This is a genomic window from Nocardioides convexus (genome assembly GCF_011090295.1).
Window position 1 is genome coordinate 898,011 of the sequence record NZ_JAAMYA010000001.1, and the last position, 26,081, is coordinate 924,091.

21 protein-coding genes, 3 rRNA genes and 11 pseudogenes are annotated in these 26,081 nt (G+C 68.9%); 3 read left to right on the top strand and 32 right to left on the bottom strand.

Annotated elements, in window-relative coordinates:
- Positions 1-100: 100 nt before the first annotated feature.
- The 17 genes and pseudogenes from G5V59_RS36010 to G5V59_RS06705 form a co-directional block, all read right to left on the bottom strand.
- Positions 101-151, bottom strand: a pseudogene (locus G5V59_RS36010) (hypothetical protein); the annotation flags it as partial.
- 8 nt (positions 152-159) lie between these two features.
- Positions 160-816: a hypothetical protein gene (locus tag G5V59_RS06635; protein ID WP_278255952.1), complete on the bottom strand. Its 657-nt coding sequence runs from the start codon at positions 814-816 to the stop codon at positions 160-162.
- On the bottom strand, positions 813-971 hold the full coding sequence (locus G5V59_RS06640; protein WP_278260279.1) for a hypothetical protein: 159 nt from the start codon (positions 969-971) through the stop codon (positions 813-815). The genes G5V59_RS06635 and G5V59_RS06640 overlap by 4 nt, the downstream gene beginning before the upstream one ends.
- Positions 925-1,452 (bottom strand): DEAD/DEAH box helicase, encoded by a 528-nt coding sequence (locus tag G5V59_RS06645; RefSeq protein ID WP_278259683.1) that lies wholly within the window; start codon positions 1,450-1,452, stop codon positions 925-927. Before G5V59_RS06645 ends, G5V59_RS06640 begins: the two co-directional genes overlap by 47 nt.
- Positions 1,445-2,382, bottom strand: a pseudogene (locus G5V59_RS06650) (site-specific tyrosine recombinase XerD). The gene G5V59_RS06645 and the pseudogene G5V59_RS06650 overlap by 8 nt, the downstream one beginning before the upstream one ends.
- Positions 2,383-2,386: 4 nt before the next feature.
- A pseudogene (ald, locus tag G5V59_RS06655) lies at positions 2,387-3,517 on the bottom strand (alanine dehydrogenase).
- 140 nt (positions 3,518-3,657) lie between these two features.
- Positions 3,658-4,740, bottom strand: a complete 1,083-nt coding sequence (locus tag G5V59_RS06660; RefSeq protein WP_278255953.1) for an AsnC family transcriptional regulator — start codon at positions 4,738-4,740, stop codon at positions 3,658-3,660.
- Positions 4,676-5,167: a hypothetical protein gene (locus tag G5V59_RS06665; RefSeq protein WP_278255954.1), complete on the bottom strand. Its 492-nt coding sequence runs from the start codon at positions 5,165-5,167 to the stop codon at positions 4,676-4,678. The genes G5V59_RS06660 and G5V59_RS06665 overlap by 65 nt, the downstream gene beginning before the upstream one ends.
- Positions 5,168-5,223: 56 nt before the next feature.
- Entirely contained in the window at positions 5,224-5,742 is a 519-nt protein-coding gene (locus G5V59_RS06670) for a hypothetical protein (protein ID WP_278255955.1), read from the bottom strand.
- On the bottom strand, positions 5,660-5,872 hold the full coding sequence (locus tag G5V59_RS06675) for a hypothetical protein (RefSeq protein WP_278255956.1): 213 nt from the start codon (positions 5,870-5,872) through the stop codon (positions 5,660-5,662). Before G5V59_RS06675 ends, G5V59_RS06670 begins: the two co-directional genes overlap by 83 nt.
- Positions 5,778-6,416: a CTP synthase gene (locus G5V59_RS06680; RefSeq protein ID WP_278255957.1), complete on the bottom strand. Its 639-nt coding sequence runs from the start codon at positions 6,414-6,416 to the stop codon at positions 5,778-5,780. The genes G5V59_RS06675 and G5V59_RS06680 overlap by 95 nt, the downstream gene beginning before the upstream one ends.
- Positions 6,417-6,595: 179 nt before the next feature.
- Complete coding sequence (locus G5V59_RS06685) at positions 6,596-7,078, bottom strand: hypothetical protein (RefSeq protein WP_278255958.1); 483 nt, start codon at positions 7,076-7,078, stop codon at positions 6,596-6,598.
- Between the two features lie 24 nt (positions 7,079-7,102).
- On the bottom strand, positions 7,103-7,720 hold the full coding sequence (locus G5V59_RS06690) for a hypothetical protein (protein ID WP_278255959.1): 618 nt from the start codon (positions 7,718-7,720) through the stop codon (positions 7,103-7,105).
- A 418-nt stretch (positions 7,721-8,138) separates the two neighbouring features.
- Positions 8,139-8,306, bottom strand: a pseudogene (locus G5V59_RS36015) (hypothetical protein); the annotation flags it as partial.
- A gap of 49 nt (positions 8,307-8,355) precedes the next feature.
- A pseudogene (locus tag G5V59_RS36020) lies at positions 8,356-8,985 on the bottom strand (NAD kinase); the annotation flags it as partial.
- Between the two features lie 44 nt (positions 8,986-9,029).
- Entirely contained in the window at positions 9,030-9,233 is a 204-nt protein-coding gene (locus G5V59_RS06700; protein ID WP_278255961.1) for a hypothetical protein, read from the bottom strand.
- A gap of 12 nt (positions 9,234-9,245) precedes the next feature.
- Positions 9,246-9,917 (bottom strand): TlyA family RNA methyltransferase, encoded by a 672-nt coding sequence (locus G5V59_RS06705; RefSeq protein WP_341350877.1) that lies wholly within the window; start codon positions 9,915-9,917, stop codon positions 9,246-9,248.
- A 2-nt stretch (positions 9,918-9,919) separates the two neighbouring features.
- Here G5V59_RS06705 and G5V59_RS36025 point away from each other — a divergent pair, with 2 nt between their 5' ends.
- Positions 9,920-10,069, top strand: a complete 150-nt coding sequence (locus G5V59_RS36025) for a hypothetical protein (protein WP_341350878.1) — start codon at positions 9,920-9,922, stop codon at positions 10,067-10,069.
- Here G5V59_RS36025 and G5V59_RS06710 read toward each other — a convergent pair.
- Positions 10,066-10,239 carry a hypothetical protein gene (locus tag G5V59_RS06710; protein ID WP_278255962.1) on the bottom strand — a complete coding sequence of 58 codons (174 nt, stop codon included), beginning with the start codon at positions 10,237-10,239 and terminating at the stop codon, positions 10,066-10,068. The genes G5V59_RS36025 and G5V59_RS06710 overlap by 4 nt on opposite strands.
- A gap of 171 nt (positions 10,240-10,410) precedes the next feature.
- A complete protein-coding gene (locus G5V59_RS06715; protein ID WP_278255963.1) occupies positions 10,411-11,271 on the bottom strand; it encodes an HAD-IIA family hydrolase in 861 nt (286 codons plus the stop codon).
- 53 nt (positions 11,272-11,324) lie between these two features.
- Here G5V59_RS06715 and G5V59_RS06720 point away from each other — a divergent pair, with 53 nt between their 5' ends.
- A complete protein-coding gene (locus tag G5V59_RS06720) occupies positions 11,325-11,732 on the top strand; it encodes a DUF1015 family protein (protein WP_278255964.1) in 408 nt (135 codons plus the stop codon).
- Complete coding sequence (locus G5V59_RS06725; RefSeq protein WP_278259684.1) at positions 11,710-12,477, top strand: DUF1015 family protein; 768 nt, start codon at positions 11,710-11,712, stop codon at positions 12,475-12,477. The genes G5V59_RS06720 and G5V59_RS06725 overlap by 23 nt, the downstream gene beginning before the upstream one ends.
- Here the strand turns inward: G5V59_RS06725 and G5V59_RS06730 are convergent.
- From G5V59_RS06730 to G5V59_RS06785, 13 genes and pseudogenes are all read right to left on the bottom strand, one after another.
- Entirely contained in the window at positions 12,437-12,778 is a 342-nt protein-coding gene (locus G5V59_RS06730; protein ID WP_278255965.1) for a single-stranded DNA-binding protein, read from the bottom strand. The two genes, G5V59_RS06725 and G5V59_RS06730, sit on opposite strands and share 41 nt — an antisense overlap.
- Positions 12,779-12,959: 181 nt before the next feature.
- Positions 12,960-13,076, bottom strand: a 5S ribosomal RNA gene (rrf, locus tag G5V59_RS06735).
- 151 nt (positions 13,077-13,227) lie between these two features.
- Positions 13,228-16,370, bottom strand: a 23S ribosomal RNA gene (locus G5V59_RS06740).
- A gap of 415 nt (positions 16,371-16,785) precedes the next feature.
- Positions 16,786-18,317, bottom strand: a 16S ribosomal RNA gene (locus tag G5V59_RS06745).
- The 16S, 23S and 5S rRNA genes sit together here, the layout of an rRNA operon.
- 444 nt (positions 18,318-18,761) lie before the next feature.
- Positions 18,762-20,168: pseudogene (argH, locus tag G5V59_RS06750) on the bottom strand (argininosuccinate lyase).
- A 481-nt stretch (positions 20,169-20,649) separates the two neighbouring features.
- Positions 20,650-22,089: pseudogene (gene argG, locus G5V59_RS06760) on the bottom strand (argininosuccinate synthase).
- Positions 22,090-22,605: pseudogene (locus tag G5V59_RS06765) on the bottom strand (arginine repressor).
- Positions 22,605-23,515: pseudogene (gene argF / locus G5V59_RS06770) on the bottom strand (ornithine carbamoyltransferase). The pseudogenes G5V59_RS06765 and argF overlap by 1 nt, the downstream one beginning before the upstream one ends.
- Positions 23,512-23,940, bottom strand: a complete 429-nt coding sequence (locus tag G5V59_RS36030; RefSeq protein ID WP_341351143.1) for an aminotransferase class III-fold pyridoxal phosphate-dependent enzyme — start codon at positions 23,938-23,940, stop codon at positions 23,512-23,514. Before G5V59_RS36030 ends, argF begins: the two are co-directional and overlap by 4 nt.
- Positions 23,936-24,388: pseudogene (locus G5V59_RS36035) on the bottom strand (aminotransferase class III-fold pyridoxal phosphate-dependent enzyme); the annotation flags it as partial. The gene G5V59_RS36030 and the pseudogene G5V59_RS36035, both read right to left, overlap by 5 nt.
- Positions 24,355-24,609, bottom strand: a complete 255-nt coding sequence (locus tag G5V59_RS36040; protein ID WP_341350879.1) for an aminotransferase class III-fold pyridoxal phosphate-dependent enzyme — start codon at positions 24,607-24,609, stop codon at positions 24,355-24,357. The gene G5V59_RS36040 and the pseudogene G5V59_RS36035, both read right to left, overlap by 34 nt.
- Positions 24,610-24,705: 96 nt before the next feature.
- Positions 24,706-25,643 (bottom strand): annotated as a pseudogene (gene argB / locus G5V59_RS06780) (acetylglutamate kinase).
- A complete protein-coding gene (locus G5V59_RS06785) occupies positions 25,640-26,056 on the bottom strand; it encodes a bifunctional ornithine acetyltransferase/N-acetylglutamate synthase (RefSeq protein ID WP_278255967.1) in 417 nt (138 codons plus the stop codon). The pseudogene argB and the gene G5V59_RS06785 overlap by 4 nt, the downstream one beginning before the upstream one ends.
- Positions 26,057-26,081 lie beyond the last annotated feature (25 nt).

Below are 26,081 nucleotides of genomic sequence, written 5' to 3' on the forward strand. Positions count from 1 at the left end.
CAGGCTGCGGGCGAGGCGGACGGCGCGCTTGGCCAGCCGGAGCCTGGGTACGACGGTCCTCGTGGTTGTCGGTCATCAACCGCCGCATCACGGGGAACGCGTCCTCCTCGCGGGAGAGCACGTTGACGAGCATCGCGTTGTCGACCTTCATCTGCGACTTCAGCGGCTCGGGCTTGCCCTCGACCAGCCTTGTCGAAGGTCTGCTCGGTCCAGACCACCGTGCCGGCCGGCGGCTTCTTCAGCCTGCGCCTTGGAAGCGCGCTTGGCCTGCTTCTCGGCGCTCATGGCGGCGTTCTTGGCGGCCGCCTTCGCCTTGGCCTTCTCGTTCTCGATCACGTGCTCCGGCGCCTGGACGACGACGTACCCGGCCGTGTCGAAGCCGGCGCGCCCCGCGCGGCCCGCGATCTGCAGGAACTCGCGGGTGCGCAGCACCCGCTGCCGCGAGCCGTCGAACTTCGCCAGCCCGGTGAAGAGCACGGTCCGGATCGGCACGTTGATGCCGACGCCGAGGGTGTCGGTGCCGCAGATGACCGTGAGCAGGCCCGCCTGCGCGAGCCTGCTCGACGAGGCGCCGGTAGCGCGGCAGCATCCCCGCGTGGTGCACGCCGATGCCCTGGCGCAGCAAGCCTTGCTCAGCGTCTTGCCGAAGCCCGCCGCGAAGCGGACCGGAGCCAGCCGCTCGGCGATCTGCTCCTTGCGGTCCTTGGCGAGTGCGGTGTCGAGGCGGCCGGGTCCGGCGAGCAGGGACACGGCGTGCTCGACGGCGGCGGCCTGGGTGAAGTGCACGACGTACACCGGGCCCTGCCCGGTCGTCACCAGACTCGGTGAGCTTCTCCCCCATCGGTTCCAACGACCACGAGAAGTCCAGCGGGACGGGCCGCTCGGCCTGGTCGACCACCGAGGTCTCCCGGCCGTTGCGGCGGGTCAGGTCGGCGGCGAGCCTCCGAGGTGTCCCCGAGGGTGGCCGACATCAACAGGAACTGGGCCTGCGGGAGGCTCGATCAGCGGCACCTGCCAGGCCCAGCCGCGGCCCGGCTCGCCGTAGAAGTGGAACTCGTCCATCACCACCATGCCGACGTCGGCACCTGCGCCCTCACGCAGGGCGATGTTGGCCAGCACCTCGGCGGTGCAGCAGATGACGGGGGCATCGGCGTTCACGGCCACGTCGCCGGTCAGCATGCCGACGTCCGCGGCACCGAAGACCTCGACCAGGTCGAAGAACTTCTCGCTCACCAGCGCCTTGATCGGCGCGGTGTAGAAGGTCACCCGGTCCTCGGCGAGCGCGGCCGTCGCCGCGGCCATCGCGACCAGCGACTTGCCGGAGCCGGTCGGCGTGGCGAGCACGACGTTGTCGCCGGCCAGCAGGGAGAGGATCGCCTCCTCCCGGTGGTCGTAGAGCGTGAGGCCCTGCGCGTCGACGTGCTCGAGGATGGCGTCGTAGGCGTCAGGCATCACGGGCTCTCGGGTGGGCGGTCGCGAAGACCTCGCGGAGGTTGTCGACCGTGACCAGCGTGTAGACCTGGGTCGTGGTCACCGAGGCGTGGCCGAGCAGACTCCTGCACGACGCGGACATCGGCGCCACCGTCGAGCAGGTGCGTGGCGAAGGAGTGCCGCAGGGTGTGCGGTGACACGTCGCGGGTGACACCTGCGCGCTCGGCCGCCTTGACCAGCACCGCCCACGCCGACTGACGAGAGAGCCGGCCGCCGCGAGCGTTGAGGAAGAGCGCCGGCGTCGCCTGGGCGACCAGCGCCGGTCGCCCCCGCACGAGGTACGCCGACAGCGCCTCCCGCGCGAACCGGCCCACCGGCACCAGCCGCTCCTTGCCTCCCCTTGCCGCGCAGCAGGAGGGTGTCGTCCTCGGCGAGCCCGGACACGTCGTCGACGTCCAGCCCGACCGCCTCCGAGATCCGCGCACCGGTGCCGTAGAGGATCTCCAGCAGGGCCCGGTCCCGCAGCGCGAGCGGGGTGCCGGGCGCACCGGCGGCCTCCAGGATCGCCTCCACGTCGGAGAGCGGCAGCGCCTTGGGTAGCCGCTTCGCCGGCGTCGGCGGCTTCACCCCGGCCGCCGGGTCGGCCTGCGCCAAGCCGTCGGCGACGGCGAACTTGTGGAAGCCGCGCACCGCCACCACCGTGCGCGCCGCCGACGACGCACTCAACGGCGGGTGGTCGGCGTCGCCCTCGCGCAACCGCATCAGGAACTCGGTCACCGTCGCCTCCCGGACCCCGTCCAGGTGGTCGATCCCGGCTCCCGCCAGGTGCTCGCGGTAGCGCCGCAGGTCGCGCTGGTACGACGACAGCGTGTTCGCCGCCAGCCCCTTCTCGACCGTCAGGTGGTCCAGGTAGGTCCGGACCGCACGGTCCACCGCACCTGCGCCACTCACCGGGTCAGGCTAGCGCGTCCTCCAGCGGCACCGACGCGATGCCGACCGCCTCGCCGACGGGGGCGTTGGTGAGCCGGCCGGCGTGGGTGTTCAGGCCCAGGGCGAGGCTGGCGTCGGCCCGGCAGGCAGCCTGCCAGCCCTTGTCGGCGAGCGCCACGACGTACGGCAGGGTGGCGTTGGTGAGGGCGTACGTCGAGGTGTTCGGCACCGCACCGGGCATGTTCGCCACGCAGTAGAACGTCGAGCCGTGCACCTGGTACGTCGGGTCGGCGTGGGTCGTGGGCCGGGTGTCCTCGAAGCAGCCGCCCTGGTCGACCGCGATGTCCACGAGCACCGAGCCCGGCTTCATCTGCGACACCAGGCTCGTTGCTGACCAGGCCTTGGCGCCGCGGCGCCGGGGATGAGCACCGCACCGATGACCATGTCGGCCTCGCGGACCTGCTGCTCGAGGGTCGACTTCGAGGAGGCCAGCCCGTGCACCCGGTTGTTGTAGCGCCAGAAGGACATCCGCAGACTTGTCCAGGTCGGTGTCGAGCAGGGTGACGTCGGCGCCCATGCCGAGCGCGATGTTGGCGGCGTTCTGGCCGGAGACACCGGCGCCGATGATGACGACCTTGGCGTTGGCGACCCCGCCGACGCCGCCCATCAGGACCCCGCGACCGCCCTGGGCCTTCATCAGGGAGTAGGCGCCGACCTGGGGCGCCAGGCAGCCGGCGACCTCGGACATCGGGTAGAGCAGCGGCAGCGCGCCCGACGGCAGCCTGCACGGTCTCGTAGGCGATGCCGGTGACCTTGCGGGCCAGCAGGCTCCTCGGTCAGCGGCTTGTCGGCGGCCAGGTGGAGATAGGTGAAGAGGGTGAGGTCCTCGCGCATGCGGTGGTACTCCTCCGCCACGGGCTCCTTCACCTTGAGCACCAGGTCGACGCCGCCGTCGGTGCCCCAGGCCTCCTCGGGGGTGGCGACGATCGTGGCACCCGCGGCGACGTAGTCGGCGTCGTCGATGGAGGAGCCGACGCCCGCGCCGGCCTGGACCACGACCTCGTGGCCGTGCGCGACCAGACTCGTGCACGCCGATCGGGGTGATGGCGACGCGGTACTCGTGGTTCTTGACTTCCTTCGGCACGCCGACGCGCATGACGGGTCCCCTCCTGGTCGCGGGCGTTCCGATGCGGATTCCCCGTTCACAGGAAATGGTGAAGACAATCCGGGTACGACGCTAGAGGCTGCAGCGATTATTCGTCTCGGGCGGCGCAACCCGGATCGGATCGTCGGCGATCAGGCCTGTGACGCAGGTCGCGCCGAACCAGGTTCGGCGGGCCGGCCGCGTAGGTGCTCGAAGATCAGGCTGGTCTCGGTCATGGCGACGTCGCGGGTGCCGCTGAGGTGGTTGACGACGAACTCGCGCAGGCTCCTCCGAGCCGGCCGTCGCGACGTGGACGAGGAAGTCGTCGGCGCCGGCGAGGAAGTAGACGTTGAGCACCTCCGGCAGACTCGGTCATCGCACGGGCGAAGTCGGCCAGGCTCGCCCCGGGCGTGCGGGCGCAGCCGGACCGAGATCATCGCCTGCAGCGGGCGGCCGATCGCGGCCTGGTCCACCTCGGCGTGGGCGCCCCGGATGATCCCGCGCTCGAAGAGCCCGCGCACCCGGCCGTGGCAGGTCGACGGAGCGATGCCGACCCGGGCCGCCAGCACGTTGTTGGCCAGCCGCGCGTCGTCCTGCAGGCTCGCGGACGATGGCCGCGTCGATCGCGTCCAGGCTCGGTCATCGCGCGGCTCGGTCGCGGAGGACCTGCAGCGCGAGCACCACCTGGACGACCGGCCCGTCGCCCACCTCGCCGCTGAGCACCGCCTCCACCAGGCTCCGCGAAGGGCACCCAGACCTCCTCGAGGTCGGCCTCCTCGTGCCGCGAGCTCGAAGTCACCACGGTCGGCGGGGCTCAGGCCCTCGGCGAGGAAGTAGTGGATCCGCTCCGCGGAGTAGCCCGGCGAGCCTGTACGTCGAGAGCAGGTGCGTCCAGCGCTCGGCCTCGAGCGCGACCTCCTCGCGCAGGCTCGCGCCGGGCGACCTGCTCCGGATCCTCGCCCGGGTGGTCGCAGACGCCGGCGGGAAGGCTCGACGAGACGGGCCTGCGCCGGGTGGCGGTACTGCCGGATGCACAGCACCCGGTCGTCCTCGTCGAGCGCGAGCACCACCGCGGCGCCGGGGTGCTCGACCACCAGCCGGCGGAAGGACTCCTCGTCGTGGTCCCCCGGGCGTCGTACCTGGTCCGAGCGCAGGGCCAGCACCCAGGCGTCACGGTGCAGGTCGGCCGACGACTCGACCGGCCACGACTCGGGGACGTCCCGGACACTGCCCATCGCTCAGTCCTCGGTGGGCTCGGGGTGCAACCCGGACTCGTCGATCTCCAGGCGGGTCTCGCGCTGGCGCGAGATGGCGGCGCCGACCAGGCCGGCGAACAACGGGTGCGGGCGGGTCGGGCGCGAGCGCAGCTCGGGGTGCGCCTGGGTGCCGACGTAGTAGGGGTGCACCTCGCGCGGCAGGCTCCACGAACTCCACCAGGTCGAGGTCGGGGTTGATGCCGGAGAAGACCAGCCCGGCCTCCTCCAGCGGGGCCCGGTAGGCGTTGTTGACCTCGTAGCGGTGGCGGTGCCGCTCCTCGATCGTCTCGGCGCCGTAGGCCTCGGCGGCGAGCGAGCCGGGCGTCAGGGCAGCCGGGTAGAGCCCCAGGCGCATCGTGCCGCCCAGGTCGCCGGCGCCGTCGACGATCGACTTCTGCTCCTCCATCGTGGCGATGACGGGCTCCGGGGTGTCCGGGTCGAACTCGGTGGAGCCGGCCTTGGTCAGACCGAGACTCGGTCCGGGCGTACTCGATCACCATCGACTGCAGGCCCAGGCACAGCCCGAGGGTCGGGATGCCGTGGGTGCGGGCGTAGGTCAGCGCGCCGAGCTTTGCCCTCGAGGCCGCGGATGCCGAACCCACCGGGCACGCAGATCGCGTCCACGTCCGCCAGGTGCTTGGCCGCACCCGCCGGGGTCTCGCACTCGTCGGAGGCCACCCAGAGCAGGTTGACCTTCGCCTCGTGCGCGAAGCCGCCCGCGCGCAGCGCCTCGGCGACCGAGAGGTAGGCGTCGTGCAGGTCGACGTACTTGCCGACCAGGGCGACGCTCACCTCCTCCTTCGGGTGGTGCACCCGGCGCAGCAGGTCGTCCCACAGCGTCCAGTCGACGTCGCGGAAGGGAAGGTTGAGGCGTCGTACGACGTAGGCGTCGAGACCCTCACGGTGCAGCACCTTCGGGATGTCGTAGATCGAGGGCGCGTCGGCGGCGGTGACGACTGCCTCCTGCTCGACGTCGCACATCAGCGCGATCTTCTTCTTGATGCCCTCGGGCAGTCTCACGGTCGGCGCGGCACACGATCGCGTCGGGCTGGATGCCGACCTGGCGCAGCGCGGCGACCGAGTGCTGCGTGGGCTTGGTCTTCAGGCTCACCCGACGGGCCGATGTAGGGCACCAGCGAGACGTGCAGGAAGAAGCAGTTGTCGCGACCGATGTCGTGGCGCACCTGGCGCGCGGCCTCGAGGAAGGGCAGCGACTCGATGTCGCCGACGGTGCCGCCGATCTCGGTGATCACGATGTCGACCGCGTCGGCACCGGTGCCGCGCCCCATGGCCAGGATCCGGTCCTTGATCTCGTCGGTGATGTGCGGGATCACCTGGACCGTGTCGCCGAGGTACTCACCCTTGCGCTCCTTGGCGATCACCGAGGAGTAGACCTGCCCGGTCGTCACGTTCGCGATCTGGTTGAGATCGGTGTCGAGGAAGCGCTCGTAGTGGCCGATGTCGAGGTCGGTCTCCGCGCCGTCGTTGGTGACGAACACCTCACCGTGCTGGAAGGGGTTCATCGTGCCCGGGTCCACGTTGAGGTACGGGTCGAGCTTCTGCATGGTCACCCGCAGGCCGCGCGAGCGCAGCAACCGGCCCAGGCTCGAGGCCGTCAGACCCTTGCCGAGCGAGGAGGCGACGCCCCCGGTCACGAAGAGGTGCTTTGCCTGTCGATTCGTACCGCTACCCGGCGCCATGTTCACGGGATTCCATCCTACGTGGTGATGCCTCAGCCTGCACGCCGCCGCGCCAGGTCGAGCAGGCTCCCGCGCGTGCGCGAGGGCCGTGTCGGACTCCGCCAGGCCCGCCAACATGCGGGAGAGACTCGCGCTCACGACCCGCGTCGTCGAGGGTGACCAGGCCGGAGCCTGGTGATGGTGCCGTCGCTGGACTTCTCCACCAGCACGTGCCGGTCCGCGAACGCGGCGACCTGCGGGAGGTGGGTCACGACCAGCACCTGGGCGTCATCGGCCAGGGTGGCGAGACGACGGCCGATCTCGACGGCGGCGGCTCCGCCGACGCCGGAGTCGACCTCGTCGAAGACGAACGTCGGGACCGGGCTGGTGCCCGCCAGGCAGACCTCCACCGCGAGCATCACCCGGGAGAGCTCACCGCCCGAGGCGCCCTTGTGGAGCGGGCGCGGCTCGGACCCGGAGTTGGCCGCGAGCAGGAACTCCACCTCGTCCAGGCCGCTGCGCCCGAAGCGGACCCAGCGCTCCCCCACCCGCAGCACGTCCGCTGGCGGGTGCTCGGGGTCGGCCGGGGCCTCGACGGCGCGCGGCGCGACCCGGATCGTGACCTGGGCGTGCGGCATCGCGAGCAGGGTCAGGCTCGTCGCTCACCGCCGCCGAGAGCCTTCTCCGCGGCGGCGACCCGGGCCTGGCTGAGCGCGGCGCCCGCCTCGGCCAGCCTGCTCGCGCAGGGAGCGCGCCCGCGCAGCGAGGTCCTGGATCCGCTCGTCGGTCGAGTCGAGGTCGAGCAACCGCATCGCAGACCGCTCGGCCCACGCGAGCACCTCGTCGATCGTCTCGCCGTACTTGCGGGTCAGCCCGGTCAGGGCCGCCCGACGCTCGGAGACCGCTGCCAGCCGGGCCGGGTCGGTGTCCACCCGGGCGGCGTACGACGCCACGTCGGCCGCGACGTCGGCGAGCAGGTAGCCCACCTCGGCCACCCGGTCCGCCAGCGCTGCCGCGTCGGGGTCGTGGTCGCGCACGCCCTCCAGCAGGCCACGGGCGGCGGCGACCGCACCCATCGCGTCCGGCGTGCCGTGCTCGCTCGACAGCGCCTCGCGCGCCTGCTCCGCCGCGCCGCGCAGGGTGTCGGCGTGGCCCAGCCGGGCCTCCTCGGCCGCGAGCTCGGTGTCCTCGCCGGGCTGCGGCTCGACGGCGGCCACCTCCTCGACGCCGTGGCGGAGGAGGTCGGCCTCGCGGGCGCGCTCCCGCGCCGTCGCGATCACCTCGACCAGGCTCCTGCTCGGTGCTCACGAGTTCGTCGTGCAGGCCGGCGTACCGGCTGTGCAGGTCGTCGAGGGCCCCGAACCGGTCCAGCGCGTGCCGCTGGGTCTGCGGCTTGAGCAGCCGGTGCTGGTCGGACTGGCCGTGCACCGCCACCAGCGGCTCGGCGATCCCGGCCAGCGTGGAGACCGGCACCGCGGCACCGCCCGCGAACGCCCGGGACCGGCCCTCGGCGCTCACGTTGCGCGCGAGCACGATGCCGTCGTCCTCGACCTCGCCGCCGGCGTCCTCGACCGCGGCGGCCAGGCCCGGCACGGCCCGCGCCGCGATCAAGCCCTCCACCCGCGCCTGCTTGGCACCCGCCCGGACCGCGCCGCTGTCGGCCCGGCCGCCCAGGAGCAGGCCGAGCGCGGTCACCACCATCGTCTTGCCGGCACCGGTCTCGCCGGTGATCACGGTCAGGCCGGGCCCGAGCCTCCAGCACGGAGGCGTCGATGACACCCAGCGAGCCTGATCCGCAGGCTCCTCGATCACGACAGGCTCCCCCTGCCCACGGGCGCGTGCCTCGCGGCGCAGGCTCGGCCGCACCCCGCCAGCCCTCGACCGAGAGCCCGAACTTGGCCACCAGCCGGTCGGTGAACGGCGCCTCGTGCAGGCGCACCAGGCGCACCGGCCGCTGCCCGCGGCTGACCTCGATCCGCGCGCCCGGCGGCAGGTCGACGCTGCGCCGGCCGTCGCACCACAGCACGCCCGAGCCCTGGTTGCCCTCGAGCACCTCGATCGCGATCACCGACGACGGCGCCACCACCATCGGCCGGGCGAACAGCGCGTGGGCGCTCAGCGGCACGATGCACAGCGCCTCGACCTGCGGCCACACGACCGGTCCGCCCGCGCTGAAGTTGTACGCCGTCGAACCGGTCGGCGTCGCGCACACCACCCCGTCGCAGCCCCACCGCGAGAGCGGCCGGCTGTCGATCTCGACGACCACCTCGAGCATCCGCTCGCGCGCGGCCTTCTCCACGCTCGCCTCGTTGACCGCGAAGGTGGAGTAGACCTCCTCGCCGCCGACGAAGGCCCGCACGGCCAGGGTCAGCCGGTCCTCGGTGGTGTAGCGCTGCTGCACGATCGCGTCGATCGTCGCCGCCACGTCCTCGTGCTCGGCCTCGGCCAGGAAGCCAACGTGGCCCAGGTTGACGCCGAGCACCGGCGTCAGGCTCTCGTGGGTGACCTCCGCGGCACGCAGGATGCTCCCGTCGCCGCCGATCACGACCGTCGACTCACAGCCTTGGCTGGCGTCGCTCTCGGAGTCGGTCAGGCTCGACCGCCGGCTCGTAGCCCGCCGGGTCCAGCCCCAGGTCCTCGGCCTCGGACCGCAGCAGACGCACGACGATCCCGTGCCCGCTCAGGCTCCTTGACGAACGCCCGCGCCACGTCCCGCGCCTCGTCCCGCCGGGTGTGCGCGAGCACCAGGACGCGCCGGGGCACGTCCTGCTCGGTGGTCGCCGGGTTCGTCATGGCCCCACCTTCTCATCCGGGTCCGACGTACCGCGCCGCACGACCTCCGCGATGGACGCGTCGTCCACCTCCACCGGGCCCTTGCGCAGCCACACGAAGAACTCCACGTTGCCCGAGGGCCCCGGCAGCGGGCTCACCGTCACCGCCCGCGCCCCCCAGCCGCGCTCGGCCGCGGCGTGCGCGACACCCAGCACCGCCTCCGCGCGCAGGCTCCGGATCACGCACCACGCCACCCTTGCCCACCCGGTCCTTGCCGACCTCGAACTGCGGCTTCACCATCAGCGCCAGGTCGCCGTCGTCCTCGGTCACCCCGAGCAGGGCGTCCAGCACCAGCACCAGGGAGATGAACGACAGGTCGCCGACCACCAGGTCCACCGGGCCGCCGATCTGCTCGGGCACCAAGGTCCGCACGTTGGTGCGGTCGTGCACCACGACCCGCTCGTCCTGCCGGATCGACCAGTGCAGCTGCCCGTAGCCCACGTCCACGGCCACCACCTCGGCGGCACCCGCACGCAGCAGCACGTCGGTGAACCCGCCCGTCGACGCCCCCGCGTCCAGAGCACGCCGGCCCTCGACCCGCAGCCCGGCCTTGCCGAACGCCTCCAGCGCGCCCACCAGCCTTGTGCGCGCCCCGCGAGACGTAGTCCGGGCCGTTCTCGCCCTGCAGCACCACGATCGCGACATCGGTGGTCACCCCGGTGGCCGGCTTCGACGCAAGCGCGCCCGACACCTTCACCCGGCCCTCGGCGATGAGCCTGGGCCGCGCGCTCCCGGGACGGCGCCAGGCCGCGTCGTACCAGCTCGGCGTCCAGGCGCAGTCTGCGCGGCGGCACTAGGACGCGTCGGGTGGGTTGTCGAGCGTGTGCCGCAGGCCCGCGTGGGCCTCCTCGAAGACCGCTGCGTGCTCCTCGAGGGGTCTGTTGTCCAGGCCCGCCACGAGGTCGAGCACACGGTCGACGTCATCGATGCCGGTCGGCGTGGGCGCCGGAACGGGTACCTCGGTCATGGCGCGAGGCTACCGCGCCGCACCGCTCGCCGCCGGGAGCCCTGCCGCGGTGATGTCGGGCACCGATCCAGTCTCGTCCCGGTAGGCTCCACGCCGCCGCGGCCGCCACCCGCCACGCGTCGTCAGGCGCCCCGCCGTCGGCCGCGGCCCGCACCTCGAGCCCGCCGTCGCTCACCCGTCCCCGCCAGCCCGGCAGCGTCCAGGTGTCGCCGTCGCGCTCCGGTGCCTGGTGCGCCACCCCCAGTCCGGCCAGGTCCCCCGACAGGTACGTCGGGCGCAGGCTCTTGCGGCGCGGCCACCAGGCTCCGCGAGGCCGGTCACTCCGGTCAGGACCAGGAGCGAGTCGACCCCGGCGTTCCGCGCCCCCTCGATGTCGGTGTCCAGCCGGTCGCCCACCATCAGCGGCCGGCGACCACCCACGCGTCGTACCGTCTCCTCCAGCAGGGGCCGCTCCGGCTTTCCCGCCACGACCGGCTCGACCCCGCTGAACCTCGCCAGCATCTCGACCTGCACCCCGTGCCCCGGCGCGACCCCGAACGCCGTGGGGATCGTCCGGTCCGTGTTCGAGGCGATCCAGGGCAGTCCGTCGCGAACCCGCACCGCCACCCGCATGATCGCGTGCCACGGCACGTCCGGGCCGTACCCGCTCACCACACCCACCGCGTCGTCCGTCGCGCCGACCGGGACCAGCCCGGCCTCGAGGAGCGCCGCTTCCAGTCCCTGCGCCCCCAGGCAGACGAGCCGCGCGCCCGATCCCCAGCGCTGCGCCGCCACCTGGGCCGCCGCCTGTGCACTCGTCACCACGTCGCCGCTCTCGGCCGTGACCCCCAGGTCGCGCAGGTGGCCGGCGACGGCCTCGGGGGTCCGGGAGGCGTTGTTGGTGATGAACGCGACACGCATCCCTGCCTCGCGCGCCGCCGCGACGTTCTCTGCCGCTCCCGGCACTGCCTCGGGACCGATGTAGACCACTCCGTCGAGGTCGAGCATCGCCAGGTCGTAGGCCTCGGTCAGCGGCACCGTCGATGTGAGCAACACAAGGTCCACCTTGCCAGCAGCGGCCACGTCCGTCTCCGTACGATGCCCTGATGGACCCCGCAGCGCTCGTGACACCGCCGTACGTCGCGGGGCCGCTCCGGCTCGAGCCCTTCCGAGGGCTCATGCTCTCGCCCGCACGCGTCGGCAACCCCACCACAGGCCGCGCCTTCGCCCGCCCCTACCGCGACGTCTCGGCCCGTCTCCTGCGCTGGCAGGCCCGCGGGTACGTGCGCCACGACACCGCCCCCGCGCTCTACCTCCACGAGTACACCTCCGCCGGCATGACCGTCCGGGGACTCGTCGGTGCCCTGGACGTCTCACGGAGGGCCACGCGGCCCGCCGACCGCGCCGTGCTGCCCCACGAGGGCATCCACCCGGCCCAGGCCGACGACCTCGCCGACCGGATGTCCGAGATGGAGCCTCAACCCGGCGCCCATCCTCCTCGTCCACCGCGGTAGCGACCGGCTCCGCGACCTCCAAGCCGCGGTGGCCGGCCGCGAGCCGCAGCACGCCTTCACCGATCGCAGCGAGCAGCAGCACCGGATCTGGGCCATCCGCGACACCGCCACCCTGGCCAGCATCGCCGAGGAGCTCGCCGAGAGCCGCGCGCTCATCGCCGACGGCCACCACCGCTACGCCGCCTACCTCCGCCTGCAACGCCGCCAGACCGAGGGCACGAGCGGCCCGGCACCCACCGACTTCGGGCTCGCCATGCTGGTCGACCAGGGCACGACCCCCCTCTTCCTGGGACCGATCCACCGCACGCTGGCCGGCACCGGGCTCGGCCACCTGCGCGACGCTGTCCTCAGCGTCGGCCTGGCGTACGAGGAGCGATCCCAGGCCGACGCCGTCGCCGCACTCTCCGCGACCCGCTTGGCCGCCACCGACGGAGAGCGCTGGGCCGTGATCACCCTGGACCCCGACGTCCGCGAGGCCGCCGTCGAGACGCTCCACCGCAGGATCGTTCCCGCTCTCCCCCACGGTCCGAGCGCCCTGTCCTACCACCACAGCGTCGAGGAGGCCCTCGCTGCCGCTCGCCGTCAAGACGTCTCCGTGCTCATGCCCGCACCTTCCGTCGACCTCGTCATCGAGATCGCCGAGGCCGATCGTCTGCTGCCGGAGAAAGCCACCTCCTTCCAGCCGAAGCCGAGCCTGGGCGTGCTCATCCGGTCGCTGCGCGACGAACCACCCGCGCCCCGGTGACTTCGACCTCCACCCGCGACATCGTTCGCTCCCCCACGCGGTAGAACCGCCGGCGCAGGGCGCCCTCCACCTCCACCTCGTCCCCCTCGCGCCAGCCCGCCATCGTGCGTCGTGGTCGCGATGCCCAGGCGGCCAGGTCCACGACGTCGACCGACGGGCCCCGCCTGCCCGAGGGCAGCGTCCTGACCTGCGTCCGAGCCACCGAGATCCGGCACACGCACAACTCGTCCCCGCTCGGCAGCGTGCGCAACCGCGGCACCGCCGAGATCCGGCCCACGAGCCGGACCGCATTGTCATCCATGAATGTCCTCCGTCCTTCGTGTTCCCCGAGTCTGCGACAGACCCCCGACCTCGGGAGGGACTGTCGCTCGCTCCTGTGGAGAACGAGCGGCGGGACATCTCCTGTGGACAGGCTCGTGGACATTCCAGAGACGCAAAACACCAAAGGGCCAGCATTTCTGCTGGCCCTTTGGCGAATGTTTGTCCGGCGGCGTCCTACTCTCCCACAGCCTCTCGGTTGCAGTACCATCGGCGCTGGCAGGCTTAACTTCCGGGTTCGGGATGGGACCGGGTGTTTCCCTGCCGCTATGGCCGCCGTAACTCTATGAACCCTTCCACCAAACCCCGGTGGGGGTTGGTGGGGGTTGGTCTTGTAGTGGACGCGCAGTGTGTTGTCCCGTGACAGCATCAAACTGTATCGACCTGGGTCGATGTGTATCGAATCGTTGTTGATGTGTGTTGGGGGTTTGTTGTGGCAAGTCTTCGGCCTATTAGTACCGGTCGGCTGGGCATTGCTGCTGTACACCTCCGGCCTATCAACCCAATAATCTGTTGGGGGCCTTAACCCCACAAAGGGGGTGGGAAACCTCATCTTGAAACGTGCTTCCCGCTTAGATGCGTTCAGCGGTTATCACTTCCGAACGTAGCCAACCAGCCATGCACCTGGCGGTACAACTGGCACACCAGAGGTTCGTCCATCCCGGTCCTCTCGTACTAGGGACAGCCTTTCTCAAGTTTCCTACGCGCGCGGCGGATAGGGACCGAACTGTCTCACGACGTTCTAAACCCAGGCTCGCGTGCCGCTTTAATGGGCGAACAGCCCAACCCTTGGGACCTACTCCAGCCCCAGGATGCGACGAGCCGACATCGAGGTGCCAAACCATCCCGTCGATATGGACTCTTGGGGAAGATCAGCCTGTTATCCCCGGGGTACCTTTTATCCGTTGAGCGACGACCCTTCCACTCGGAGTCGCCGGATCACTAGTTCCGACTTTCGTCCCTGCTCGACATGTCTGTCTCACAGTCAAGCCTCCCTTGTGCACTTACACTCAACACCTGATTGCCAACCAGGCTGAGGGAACCTTTGAGCGCCTCCGTTACATTTTGGGAGGCAACCGCCCCAGTTAAACTACCCATCAGGCACTGTCCCTGAACCAGATCATGGCCCTAGGTTAGACATCTAGTACGACCAGAGTGGTATTTCAACGATGACTCCACAACCACTGGCGTGGCTGCTTCAAAGTCTCCCACCTATCCTACACAAGCCGAACCAAACACCAATGCCAAACTATAGTAAAGGTCCCGGGGTCTTTCCGTCCTGCCGCGCGTAACGAGCATCTTTACTCGTAGTGCAATTTCGCCGAGTCCATGGTTGAGACAGTAGGAAAGTCGTTACTCCATTCGTGCAGGTCGGAACTTACCCGACAAGGAATTTCGCTACCTTAGGATGGTTATAGTTACCACCGCCGTTTACTGGGGCTTAAATTCTGAGCCTTCGACTTGCGTCTAACCCGTCCTCTTAACCTTCCAGCACCGGGCAGGAGTCAGTCCGTATACATCGTCTTACAACTTCGCACGGACCTGTGTTTTAGTAAACAGTCGCTTTCCCCTGGTCTCTGCGGCCCTTCACGCTTCCTCAGCAAGTGAGTACACGATCCGGGCCCCCCTTCTCCCGAAGTTACGGGGGCATTTTGCCGAGTTCCTTAACCATGGTTGTCTCGATCGCCTTGGTATTCTCTACCTGATCACCTGAGTCGGTTTCGGGTACGGGCGGCTCATGGCTCGCTAGAGGTTTTTCTCGACAGCATAGGATCACCCACTTCGGCCCTACGGCCTCGGCATCACATCTCAGACTCACCCACCAAAGGGTTGCAACCCGGATTTGCCTAGGTCACGTCCTACATGCTTACCCGCCGTCTACCATCGCGGCGGTTGGGCTACCTTCCTGTGTCACCCCATCGCTTGCCTACTACCGGGTCGGATCCCACGCTCCACACACACGCCTCACCCCGAAGGGATCGGTCACGTGCGCTTCGGGTGGTTAGCATCACCGGGTTCAGCATGGGCGCCAAGTTGCCGGTACGGGAATATCAACCCGTTGTCCATCGACTACGCCTGTCGGCCTCGCCTTAGGTCCCGACTTACCCAGGGCAGATTAGACTTGACCCTGGAACCCTTGATCAATCGGCGCACGGGTTTCTCACCCGTGATTCGCTACTCATGCCTGCATTCTCACTCGTGTCACGTCCAGACCTGGATCACTCCGGCCCTTCACCCGTGACACGACGCTCCCCTACCCATCTGCACCCCTGAACCAACATCAAGTGCGGCTTGGGTTAAATGCAAATGCCATGGCTTCGGCGGGCGGCTTGAGCCCCGCTACATTGTCGGCGCGGAATCACTTGACCAGTGAGCCTATTACGCACTCTTTCAAGGGTGGCTGCTTCCAAGCCAACCTCCTGGTTGTCACTGCGACTCCACATCCTTTTCCACTTAGCCGCCTCTTAGGGGCCTTAGCCGATGGTCTGGGCTGTTTCCCTCTCGACTATGAAGCCTTATCCCCCACAGTCTCACTGCCACGCTCTCACTTACCGGCATTCGGAGTTTGGCTAACGTCAGTAACCTGGTCGGGCCCATCGGCTATCCAGTGCTCTACCTCCGGCAAGAAACACGCAACGCTGCACCTAAATGCATTTCGGGGAGAACCAACTATCACGGAGTTTGATTGGCCTTTCACCCCTATCCACAGGTCATCCCCTCCATTTTCAACTGAAGTGGGTTCGGTCCTCCACGCCGTCTTACCGGCGCTTCAACCTGCCCATGGATAGATCACTCCGCTTCGGGTCTTGATCGTGCGACTCAAACGCCCTATTCAGACTCGCTTTCGCTACGGCTTCCCCACACGGGTTAACCTCGCCACACAACGCAAACTCGCAGGCTCATTCTTCAAAAGGCACGCCATCACCCCCCACCCCGAAGGGCATAAGGCTTTGACGGATTGTAGGCACATGGTTTCAGGTACTATTTCACTCCCCGCCAGGGGTACTTTTCACCTTTCCCTCACGGTACTGGTCCGCTATCGGTCATCGAGGAGTATTTAGGCTTAACGGGTGGTCCCGCCAGATTCACACACCATTCCAGGAGTGGCGTGTTACTTGGGAAATGCTGAACACAGCCTCACACTATCGTCTACGGGGCTATCACCCGCTACGGCACCGCTTTCCAACGGACTTCGACCTCGTCTAAGGTTTCTTACTGTGCGCCACCCCGGCAGAGACGGCAACAACACTCCCACAACCCCCCAACTGCAACGCCTGCCGGCTATCACACAACTGAGGTTTAGCCTCATCCGATTTCGCTCGCCACTACTCTCGGAATCACGGTTGTTTTCTCTTCCTGTCGGTACTGAGATGTTTCACTTCCCGACGTTCCCTCCACACACCCTATTTTATTCAGGTGCAGGTAACACGACATGACTCGTGCTGGGTTTCCCCATTCGGACATCCCCGGATCAACGCTCGGTTGCCAACTCCCCAGGGCATATCGCAGGCTCCAACGTCCTTCATCGGCTCTCGATGCCAAGGCATCCACCATGTGCCCTTAACAACTTGCCCACAACAAACCACCAACACACACAAACAACCGAAACTGTCCGCAGCACCAGTGGCCCTCATGGAACAAACCGATTAAGAGAACACACAAAACAATCAATTCGATACGAAACAACACAACACCCACACCAACCCAAAGCAGACTCGACAAACGCCGAACAACTCCGGATCACGCGGGTGTAATGCTCGCGTCCACTATCAAGAAGTCAAACAACCAGAAGCCAACCAGCACCCCCACCCACCAAAGGACGGACGCGTCTGATGCCTCAGACACCCAACAGCGTGCCACACGTTCAGAACCCACCCCACCACCACAAGGCGACAAGACAAGACTCAGCAAGACGATTGTGTTCCACTAGTGAACACCCCATAACACCAACAGGCTCATTCGGCTGCCGGACGCGGGTGTGCTCCTTAGAAAGGAGGTGATCCAGCCGCACCTTCCGGTACGGCTACCTTGTTACGACTTCGTCCCAATCGCCAGCCCCACCTTCGACGGCTCCCCCCACAAGGGTTAGGCCACCGGCTTCGGGTGTTGCCGACTTTCGTGACGTGACGGGCGGTGTGTACAAGGCCCGGGAACGTATTCACCGCAGCGTTGCTGATCTGCGATTACTAGCGACTCCGACTTCATGGGGTCGAGTTGCAGACCCCAATCCGAACTGAGACCGGCTTTTTGGGATTCGCTCCCCCTCACGGGATCGCAGCCCTTTGTACCGGCCATTGTAGCATGCGTGAAGCCCTGGACATAAGGGGCATGATGACTTGACGTCATCCCCACCTTCCTCCGAGTTGACCCCGGCAGTCTCCCATGAGTCCCCGGCATAATCCGCTGGCAACATGGAACGAGGGTTGCGCTCGTTGCGGGACTTAACCCAACATCTCACGACACGAGCTGACGACAGCCATGCACCACCTGTACACCAGTATCAAAGAGACCCCCATCTCTGGGGGCTTCCGGTGTATGTCAAACCCAGGTAAGGTTCTTCGCGTTGCATCGAATTGATCCGCATGCTCCGCCGCTTGTGCGGGCCCCCGTCAATTCCTTTGAGTTTTAGCCTTGCGGCCGTACTCCCCAGGCGGGGCGCTTAATGCGTTAGGCTACGGCACGGAACCCATGGAATAGGTCCCACACCTAGCGCCCAACGTTTACGGTGTGGACTACCAGGGTATCTAATCCTGTTCGCTCCCCACACTTTCGCTCCTCAGCGTCAGGTAATGCCCAGAGAACCGCCTTCGCCACCGGTGTTCCTCCTGATATCTGCGCATTTCACCGCTACACCAGGAATTCCATTCTCCCCTGCATACCTCTAGTCTGCCCGTATCGAAAGCAAGCAACCAGTTAAGCCTGGCTGTTTTTCACTCCCGACGCGACAAACCGCCTACGAGCCCTTTACGCCCAATAATTCCGGACAACGCTCGGACCCTACGTATTACCGCGGCTGCTGGCACGTAGTTGGCCGGTCCTTCTTCTGTACCTACCGTCACTCCCCAAAAGGTCGCTTCGTCGATACTGAAAGAGGTTTACAACCCGAAGGCCGTCATCCCTCACGCGGCGTTGCTGGATCAGGCTTCCGCCCATTGTCCAATATTCCCCACTGCTGCCTCCCGTAGGAGTCTGGGCCGTGTCTCAGTCCCAGTGTGACCGGTCACCCTCTCAGGCCGGTTACCCGTCAAAGCCTTGGTGAGCCATTACCTCACCAACAAGGCTGATAGGCCGCGAGCACATCCTGCGCCGAAAAACTTTCCACCACCAACCCATGCGGGTAGCAGTCATATCCGGTATTAATCACCGTTTCCGGTGGCTATCCCAGAGCGCAGGGCAGATTACTCACGTGTTACTCACCCGTTCGCCGCTCGAGTACCCCCGAAAGGGCCTTTCCGCTCGACTTGCATGTGTTAAGCACGCCGCCAGCGTTCGTCCTGAGCCAGGATCAAACTCTCCATAAGAAAATCAAAATCCCAACAAACTTCAAACTGCTGACATCTCTGTCCACAGAATCACTTCATTGACAAGCAAACAACCACACGACCAAAGCCGCATGATCGAAAGCACACAAACGTCACAATCGAATCTATGCATGACACACTGTTGAGTTCTCAAACATCACACGCTCTCGCGCCTCGGGCCCTGGCGGGCCTTCGGTCGCGGGGCAACCTGTGAAACGTTACTGGTTCGGATCCTGCTCGTCAACTCCGGTGACCCGGAGCCTCGGACCGGAGTCCGAACCCTGCTGCGGACACACCGAAAGCCTCTTGTTTGGGCCCTTGGCCCGGAGGTTTTCGCTGCGTTCCCCGCAACGAGAAGAACATTAACAGCACACGTCCCCCTCGTTGCAAATCGGGGTGCCCCTCAGCCTGCGGGGACGGTGCTCCTGAACGCGTTTGCGCAGGTCAGCGAGTTTGTTCGTCCACGCGCACGGGTGCCGTGCCACCACGGCCGGAGCGGGAGGCGACCGAACCCTCGATGGTCAGCACGAGGCGTACGTCGGGGGTGAGCGCGGGCGAGATGGCCGCGAACTCCTCGTCGGTGAGGTCCGCGAGCTCCACACCGCGCGCCTCGGCGGCCCGGACGCAGGCGCCGGCGAGCTCGTGCGCGATCCGGAACGGCGTGCCCTCGCGCACCAGCCACTCCGCGATGTCGGTCGCCAGGGAGAAGCCCTGGGGAGCGAGCTCGGCCATCCGCTCGGTGTTGTAGACGAGCGTGGCCACCTGGCCGGTGAACGCCGGCAGCAGCACCTCGAGGGTGTCGATGGAGTCGAAGACCGGCTCCTTGTCCTCCTGCAGGTCGCGGTTGTAGGCGAGCGGGAGGGCCTTGAGGGTGGTGAGCAGCCCGGTGAGGTTCCCGATCAGGCGGCCGGCCTTGCCGCGCGCGAGCTCGGAGATGTCCGGGTTCTTCTTCTGCGGCATGATCGACGACCCCGTCGACCAGGAGTCGTGGAGGGTGACGAAGTCGAACTCCTTCGTCGCCCACAAGATGATCTCCTCGGCGATCCGGCTCACGTCCACCCCGATCTGGGCCGCGACGAAGGCGAACTCCGCGACGAAGTCCCGCGACGCCGTACCGTCGATCGAGTTGGCGGTCGACCCGGTGAAGCCCAGGCTCGCGAGCGACCAGACTCGGGGTCGAGGCCGAGGCTCTGGCCCGCCAGCGCCCCGCTCCCGTACGGCGAGTCGCTGACCACCCGCGCATGCCAGTCCCGCAGCCGGTCGACGTCGCGCAGCAGCGCCCAGGCGTGGGCCATCAGGTGGTGGGACAGCAACACCGGCTGGGCGTGCTGCAGGTGCGTGCGCCCGGGCATGATCGCGCCGAGGTTCGCCTCCGCCTGGTCCGCGAGCGCGGTGACCAGGTCCAGGACGAGGCCGGTGACCACCCGCTCGTGGTCGAGCAGGTAGGCTGCGGAAGAGCGTGGCGATCTGGTCGTTGCGGGAGCGGCCGGCGCGCAGCTTTGCCGCCGACGTCGGGGCCGACCTCCTCGATCAGCATCCGCTCCAGCGCGCCGTGGACGTCCTCGTCGGAGTCCGCGGCCCACAGCCGGCCGTCGGTGTAGCGCTGGGCGAGCGCGTCGAGCCCCCGGTGCAGGCTCGAGCTCCTCCTCCCCCGTCAGCAGACCGGCCGCGCCGAGCGCCTTGGCGTGCGCGTGGGATCCGGCGAGGTCGTAGAGCGCGAGCCGCCAGTCGAAGTGCGTGGAGCGCGACAGCGCCTCCAGGCTCCGGTGAGGGTCCGCCCTCGAACCGGCCGCCCCAGAGCCTTGCCCTCGTTGGTCCCGCTGAGCTCGTTGCCCGTGGTCATCTGCTCATCCTCCCCGGACGTGCGCGATCGCCGCCCGCATCTGGTCGATCAGCCGCGGGTCCACCGCGCGGCCGTCGGTCTCGAGGTCCTCGGGGGTCCACCAGCGTGCGTCGAAGATCGACTGCGACTCCAGCAGGTCCAGCCCCTCGAAGGCTGATCGGCGTCTCCTCGACGCCCACGGCGAAGAGGGTCGACTCGTTGACGTAGGGGCGCCCGTTCCAGGAGAACTCCACCTCGAAGGTGCCGAAGGGCTCCCCCAGGGCCTCCGGCTCGACGCGGATGCCGGTCTCCTCGCGCAGGCTCGCGCACACCGGCCTCCGCCAGCGACTCCCCCGGGTCGGCCGCGCCGCCGACGGTGAACCAGTAGCGCACCTCGGGCACCGCCGGGTCACACCCGAGCAGCAGCAGGACCGTGCCCCCGGGTCGACGGGCAGCACCCGGGCGACGGTACGACGAGTCGGCTCGCCCCGCCCCAAGCCATCGGTCACGTCAGTCGGTCCCCGACTCCATCGCCACGTCCTCCAGGATCGCCTCGGCCTCCTCGCCACCCTCCGGATTGGCGGTGATCCGGTCGTAGCCGCCGGCGGGCGATCTCACCGAAGAGCGTGCCGTGCTCGACGAGCACCGTGCCCTGGTCGAGCGGCTGGCCGGCGTACTGCTCCAGGCTTTGTCGCGGCTGTCGGCGATGTCGAGGTTGCGCATCGTCAGGCTGGCCGATGCGGTCGGTGGGACCGAAGGCGGCGTTCTCGACGCGCTCCATGGAGAGCCTTCTCGGGGTGGTAGGAGAAGTTCGATCCCTCGGTGGACACGATGGTGTAGTCGTCACCGCGGCGCAGCCGCAGCACGACCGTCCCCGTCACCAGCGAGGCGATCCAGCGCTGGATGGACTCACGCAGCATCAGCGCCTGCGGGTCGAGCCACCGGCCCTCGTAGAGCAGCCGGCCGAGCCTTGCGCCCGTCCAGGTGGTAGTTCGCGAGGGTGTCCTCGTTGTGGATCGCGTTGAGCAGGCGCTCGTAGGCCGCGAAGAGCAGCGCCATGCCGGGCGCCTCGTAGATGCCGCGCGACTTGGCCTCGATGATCCGGTTCTCGATCTGGTCGGACATGCCCAGGCCGTGGCGCCCGCCGATGGCGTTGGCCTCCACGACGAGGGCGACCGCGTCGTCGTACCGCTTGCCGTTGAGGGCGACCGGGCGGCCGGCCTCGAAGGTGACGGCGACGTCCTCGGACTCGATGGCGACCGACGGGTCCCAGAACTTCACGCCCATGATCGGCTCGACGGTCTCCAGGGAGACGTCGAGGTGCTCCAGCGTCTTGGCCTCGTGGGTGGCGCCCCAGATGTTGGCGTCGGTGGAGTAGGCCTTCTCGGTGGAGTCCCGGTAGGGCAGGCCGTGCGCGAGGAGCCACTCGCTCATCTCGTGCCGGCCACCGAGTCTCGGCGACGAAGTCCGCGTCCAGCCAGGGCTTGTAGATGCGCAGGCTCCGGGTTGGCCATCAGGCCGTAGCGGTAGAACCGCTCGATGTCGTTGCCCTTGTACGTCGAGCCGTCACCCCAGATGTTGACGCCGTCGGCCTGCATCGCGCGCACCAGCAGGGTGCCGGTGACCGCACGGCCGAGCGGCGTGGTGTTGAAGTAGGCCTTGGCGCCGGAGCGGATGTGGAAGGCACCGCACGCCAGCGCGGCGAGGCCCTCCTCCACCAGCCTGCGGCTTGATGTCGACGGCACGGGCGATCTCGGCGCCGTACTCCTTGGCGCGCAGCGGCACCCCGGCGATGTCCGGCTCGTCGGGCTGGCCGATGTCGGCGGTGTAGGTGCACGGGATCGCGCCCTTGTCGCGCATCCACGCGACGGCGACGGAGGTGTCGAGGCCGCCGGAGAAGGCGATGCCGACGCGCTCTCCTACGGGAAGGGAGGTCAGGACCTTGCTCAACTACTCGTTCCTTTCGGCAAGGGAGGTGAACCGGTGGGCCAGGGCCTCGCCCCCGGCAGGGTCGCGCCCGATCACGAGCACGGTGTCGTCGCCGGCGATGCAGCCGAGGACGTCGGAGATCTCGACCTTGTCGATCGCGCTCGCGAGGAACTGCGCCGCACCCGGCGGGGTGCGGAGGACGACGAGGTTGGCGCTGGCCTCGGCGCTGACGAGCAGGCTCCGCGGCCAGCCGGGACAGGCGGTGCTGGGCGGCGGCGCTCTCGCCCGGGACGGGCGTGCGGTCGCCTCCCTCGGCAGGTACGGCGTAGACGAGGGTCCCGCTGGGGCCGCGCACCTTGACGGCGTCGAGACTCGACGAGGTCACGGCTGAGCGTGGCCTGGGTGACGTGCACGCCCCGGGCCCCGAGCAGGTCGGCGAGCTCGTGCTGGGAGCGCACCTCGCGGCTCTCCAGCAGGCTCGACGACGAGCGCCTGGCGGGCGCTCTTGGTCAGCGGGGTCAGGGCGTGCTCGCTCATCAGCGGTCCTGCAGCCAGGTCATGATCGCCTTCTGGGCGTGCCGGCGGTTCTCGGCCTCGTCCCACACGACGCTCCGGGGGCCGTCGATGACCTCGGCGTCGATCTCCGAGCCCCGGTACGCCGGAAGGCAGTGCAGCACGATCGCGTCGTCCTGGGCGTGGGAGACGAGACTCGCCCGTCACGGCGTACGGGCCGAAGATCGCGCGACGCGCGGCCGCCTCGTCCTCCTTGCCCATCGAGACCCAGGTGTCGGTGACGACGACGTCGGCGCCGGTGACCGCCTCGACGGGGTCGGCGGTGACAGCGACGCTGCCTCCCAGTCCAGCAGCGGTGTCCAGCACGGCGGAGGCGGGTGCGTAGCCCTCGGGGCAGCCGAAGCGCACGTGCATCCCGGCCAACGAGCCGGCGAGCGCCCAGGAGTTGCCCATGTTGCAGGCCGCGTCGCCGAGGAAGGCGACCGTCAGCCCGGCCAGCGTGCCCTTGTGCTCGGCGACGGTGAGCAGGTCGGCGAGCAGGCTGGCAGGGGTGGAAGTCGTCGGTGAGCGCGTTGATCACCGGGACGCCCGAGAGTGCGGCCATCTCGTCCAGGTCCGCCTGGGCGAAGGTGCGCCACACGATCTGCGAGGCCTGGCGCCCGAGCACCCGGGCGACGTCCGCGACGGACTCGCGCTTGCCGATCCCGGCGAGTCGGCCGTCGACCAGCATCGGGTGGCCGCCGAGCTCGGCGATGCCCGCGGCGAAGGACGCCTGGGTGCGCAGGGTCGGCTTGTCGAAGACCATCGCCACGGTGCGCGGGCCGGCGAGCGGCCGGTGGTCGTAGGGCTCGGCCTTGAGCCGCGCGGCCAGGGCCAGCACCTCTGCCTGCTCGGCAGCCGTCAGGTCGTCGTCTCGCAGGAAGGAGCGGGTCATGCCGACACCCCCGCCGCGTCCAGGATGCCGGGCCACGCGGTCGCGAAGGCGTCGATGTCGGCGTCGGTGAGGACCAGCGGCGGGGCCATCCGGACCCGCTCCGGGGTGGCGGCGTTGACGATGAACCCCGCGTCCTGGGCGGCGGTCACGACCTCGGCGGCCTTGGGCTCGGCGAGGGTGAGGCCGACGAGCAGCCCGGCGCCGCGGGTCTCGACGACCCGCGGGTCGGCGGCCGCGGCGGCACTCAGCCGCTCCCCCGCCTCGGTCACGCGGCCGAGGAAGCCGTCCTCGCCGATCACGTCGAGCACCGTCAGCGCCGCAGCGGCCGCGACCGGGTTGCCGCCGAACGTGGTGCCGTGGTTGCCCGGGTCGAAGAGCCTTCCCGCTGCCCTGGGTGGCGATGCAGGCACCGATCGGGATGCCACCGGCGAGCCCCTTGGCCAACGTCACGATGTCCGGGACGACGGGCGCGTCGACCAGGTCGGCGTGCTGGTGCGCGAACCACGCCCCGGTCCGCCCGACGCCGGTCTGGATCTCGTCGAGCCACAGCAGGGCGCCGTTGTCGTGGGCGATCCGCTGCGCCGCCGGCAGGTAGTCGCGCGGCGGGACGATGACGCCCGCCTCGCCCTGGACCGGCTCGACGAGGACGGCCGCCGTGCGGTCGTCGACCGCCGCCGCCAGGGCGGCCTCGTCGCCGTAGGGGACGAAGACGACGTCACCCGGCAGCGGCTCGAAGGGCTCGCGGTAGGCCTGCTTCGAGGTGAGCGCGAGCGCACCCATCGTGCGGCCGTGGAAGGAACCGGCGGTCGCCACGATCCTGGTACGGCCGGTACGACGGGTCAGCCTTGAACGCCGCCTCGTTGGCCTCGGCACCGGAGTTGGTGAAGAACACCCGGGCCTCGGTGCCGAGCAGCGACACGAGCCGCTCGGCGAGGCCGATCTGCGGAGCGCTGGCGAAGAAGTTGGAGATGTGGCCGAGGGTCTGCAGGCTGCTCGGTGACCGCCGTGACCAGGCGCGGGTGGGCGTGGCCGAGGGCATTGACGGCGATGCCGCCGAGCAGGTCGACGTACTCGCGGCCGTCGGCGTCCCACACATGAGCGCCCTCGCCACGGGTGAGGACGAGCCTTCGGGGGGCCGAAGGTGTTCATCAGCGAGCCGGCGTACCGCTCGGTCCACTGCGCGTTCGTGGTCACTTGAGGGCCTCCCGGGCCTTGCGGGTCTTGGTGGTGACGCCGGGCAGCACCTGGGTGCCGACACCCTCGTCGGTGAAGAGCTCGAGCAGCACGGCGTGCTCCCTGGCGGCCGTCGACGACGGTCGCGCGCTCCACTCCCCCACGCACCGCCTGCAGGCAGGCCTTCATCTTCGGGATCATCCCGCTGGCCAGCGTCGGCAGGATCTTCTCCAGGGCTTCCGGGCTGATCTCGCCGATCACCTCCTCGGGGTCCGGCCAGTCGAGGTAGAGCCCCTCGACGTCAGTGAGCACCAAGAGCTTCTCGGCACCGAGCGCGGCGGCGAGCGACGCGGCGGCGGAGTCGGCGTTGACGTTGTGGACCACGCCGTCGACGTCCGGCGCGACGCTGGACACCACGGGGATCCGGCCGGCCTCGATCAGGTCGAGGACCGCCTCGGGCCGCACCTGCGCGACCTCGCCGACCAGGCCGAGGTCCACCTCCTCGCCGTCCACGACGGTGCCGGTCTGCTCGGCGGTGAACAGCCCGGCGTCCTCACCGGACAGGCCGACGGCCAACGGGCCGTGCTCGTTGATCAGGCCGACCAGGCTCGCGCTGCACCTGCCCGACCAGCACCATCCGGACGACGTCCATCGCCTCCGGCGTGGTGACCCGCAGGCCGCCACGGAACTCCGACTCGATGCCGAGCCGGCCGAGCATCTGCGAGATCTGCGGTCCGCCGCCGTGCACGACGACCGGCCGGAAGCCGGCGAAGCGCAGGAACGCGATGTCCTCGGCGAAGGCCCGCTTGAGCACGTCATCGGTCATGGCGTTGCCGCCGTACTTCACCACGATCACCTTGCCGTGGTAGGCCTTCAGCCAGGGCAGAGCGCCGGCGAGGGTCCTGGCCTTGTCGGGGTCGGGCTTGCCCGGCTCGGTCATCTTCTCCTCGCTCATGACGAGTACGCGCTGTTCTCGTGGACGTAGGCGTGGGTGAGGTCGTTGGTCCACACGGTCGCCTCGGCGTCGCCGGCCTTGAGGTCGATCGTCACGGTGACCGCCCGCGGGCCGAGGTCGACGAGCGCCGGATCCTCGGCGGGCGTGCTGTTGCGGCACACCCACACACCGTTCATCGCGACGTCGAGGTCCGCCGGGTCGAAGGCGGCGCTCGTCGTACCGACCGAGGCGAGGACGCGGCCCCAGTTGGGGTCCTTGCCGAAGACGGCCGCCTTGAAGAGGTTGCTCCGCGCGACGCTGCGGCCGACCTCGACCGCCTCGTCCTCGGTGGCGGCGTGGAGCGTGGTGATCGCGATCTCGTGGTCGGCGCCCTCGGCGTCCGCCAGGAGCCTGCTTCGCCAGCCTGGGTGCACAGGTCGGTGAGGGCGGCGGTGAACT

Coding starts and splice junctions, on each gene's coding strand:
- G5V59_RS06710 (WP_278255962.1), bottom strand. CDS start 10,239: ATGACCGAGGTACCCGTTCCGGCGCCCACGCCGACCGGCATCGATGAC.
- G5V59_RS06640 (WP_278260279.1), bottom strand. CDS start 971: ATGTCGGCCACCCTCGGGGACACCTCGGAGGCTCGCCGCCGACCTGAC.
- G5V59_RS06670 (WP_278255955.1), bottom strand. CDS start 5,742: ATGTGCGACGTCGAGCAGGAGGCAGTCGTCACCGCCGCCGACGCGCCC.
- G5V59_RS06665 (WP_278255954.1), bottom strand. CDS start 5,167: ATGGAGGAGCAGAAGTCGATCGTCGACGGCGCCGGCGACCTGGGCGGC.
- G5V59_RS06705 (WP_341350877.1), bottom strand. CDS start 9,917: ATGTCGCGATCGTGGTGCTGCAGGGCGAGAACGGCCCGGACTACGTCT.
- G5V59_RS06660 (WP_278255953.1), bottom strand. CDS start 4,740: ATGGGCAGTGTCCGGGACGTCCCCGAGTCGTGGCCGGTCGAGTCGTCG.
- G5V59_RS06685 (WP_278255958.1), bottom strand. CDS start 7,078: ATGCCGCACGCCCAGGTCACGATCCGGGTCGCGCCGCGCGCCGTCGAG.
- G5V59_RS06730 (WP_278255965.1), bottom strand. CDS start 12,778: ATGGATGACAATGCGGTCCGGCTCGTGGGCCGGATCTCGGCGGTGCCG.
- G5V59_RS06645 (WP_278259683.1), bottom strand. CDS start 1,452: ATGCCTGACGCCTACGACGCCATCCTCGAGCACGTCGACGCGCAGGGC.
- G5V59_RS06700 (WP_278255961.1), bottom strand. CDS start 9,233: ATGACGAACCCGGCGACCACCGAGCAGGACGTGCCCCGGCGCGTCCTG.
- G5V59_RS06720 (WP_278255964.1), top strand. CDS start 11,325: ATGGACCCCGCAGCGCTCGTGACACCGCCGTACGTCGCGGGGCCGCTC.